We start from the raw sequence: 1,297 nt of genomic DNA, 5'->3' as shown, positions 1-1,297 counted from the left end.
AGTGATACGGCATATGCGGCCGTAATCGATGCGGATGGCAACGCAGTGTCATTCATTCAAAGCCTGTACTTTGAATTTGGCTCGGCAGTCACTGCGGGTGATACAGGCATATTACTGCAAAACCGCGGATCATTTTTCTCACTGGATGAAAATCATGTCAACACGCTTGAACCGAGAAAGCGCACCTTCCATACGCTGATGCCGGCTATGGTCTGTAAAGGCGGAAAGCCAAAAATTCTGTACGGCACACAAGGCGGCGAAGGCCAGCCGCAGACCCAGACGGCCATCATTACCCGAATGCTGGACTACGAAATGCATCCACAACAGGCAATCAGCGAACCGCGCTGGGTATGGGGCAGAACGTGGGGAGAGGAATACGAAGGTCTCAGAGTCGAGGGCAGATTCACAGACAAAACAATCCAAAAACTGAAAGACAGCGGGCATCTCGTGGAGGTTGTCGGTGACTATGATCCGCTGATGGGACACGCGGCTGCAATCAAAGTTGATGAAGAAGGCTTTCTCCAAGGCGGAGCCGATCCTCGGGGAGACGGAGCGGCTGTGGGGATTTAAATAACTATAGGGTACAAATATAAATCAAAAGCATAAACATAAGGGAGACCTCTACAATGTGGTACATATACTGTTTATCTTCAGGTCTATAATGCCACTCCATAAAAATTCGTATTGAGTCAATCACAATAAAAAATAAAAGAAGCAAATATTCAACTGGAAAAAAGGAGAGTGAAACCACAAACAAAATAAGTAAAGTGATTTCGATCCATTTGTGTGTATTGCTGACATGCTTATATCGCCAGCCGGATTTATCAATACCGTATATTTTCTTTATAAAAAATTGAGAGGCGAGACTGATGGTAATAGCGATCAGCATTAAAATCCAAAAGTTTGTCATTCCAATTCCTCCTAATCTACCTTTATACGAAGAAAAAGAAAAAACGTTTCAAAAAGAACACCCCGAGCTTACTCTGGGTGTTCTTTTTTTTTGATATTTTTTCAGTATTAACAGGCGATATTTTGTAATCATAAGGTCTTTTTGACTAGTTTCTTCTATTTAAATAGTCCTTCTCTTCAGCTGGGACGAATCAGTGTGAATTCTTCCCCCAGTTTGGCATAGTGATTTCCCGCCAATCGTGAGGCAGGTTTTAATTCATCCGTTAAAATATATCCCTTTTCTGCATCATACACCTTTTCATCTAGGTGGAAGCAGACAACTCTTCCGATGAGCAGATCTGCTGTAGTGACGCCTTGATCATTGTCAAAGGTAATATGGCGCTCTAAT

General features: G+C 43.0%; 2 protein-coding genes and 1 pseudogene. 1 reads left to right on the top strand and 2 read right to left on the bottom strand.

What is annotated here, in order from left to right; translation table 11 throughout:
• Positions 1 to 570: gamma-glutamyltransferase (locus ACWHAR_RS21750; protein ID WP_452087799.1), on the top strand; the 570-nt coding region annotated here is incomplete at its 5' end.
• A 4-nt stretch (positions 571 to 574) separates the two neighbouring features.
• Here ACWHAR_RS21750 and ACWHAR_RS21745 read toward each other — a convergent pair.
• Together ACWHAR_RS21745 and ACWHAR_RS21740 are read right to left on the bottom strand one after the other, a co-directional pair.
• Positions 575 to 910: a DUF4181 domain-containing protein gene (locus ACWHAR_RS21745; RefSeq protein WP_017696591.1), complete on the bottom strand. Its 336-nt coding sequence runs from the start codon at positions 908 to 910 to the stop codon at positions 575 to 577.
• 176 nt (positions 911 to 1,086) lie between these two features.
• Positions 1,087 to 1,297, bottom strand: a pseudogene (locus ACWHAR_RS21740) (flavin reductase family protein); the annotation flags it as partial.

The sequence above is a fragment of the Bacillus sp. LR--39 genome (assembly GCF_053613335.1).
This window is presented reverse-complemented; position numbering and strand designations above follow the sequence as displayed.

What these genes read in the sequence shown, in the direction of transcription:
- ACWHAR_RS21745 (WP_017696591.1), bottom strand. Translation starts at nt 910, where the DNA reads ATGACAAACTTTTGGATTTTAATGCTGATCGCTATTACCATCAGTCTC.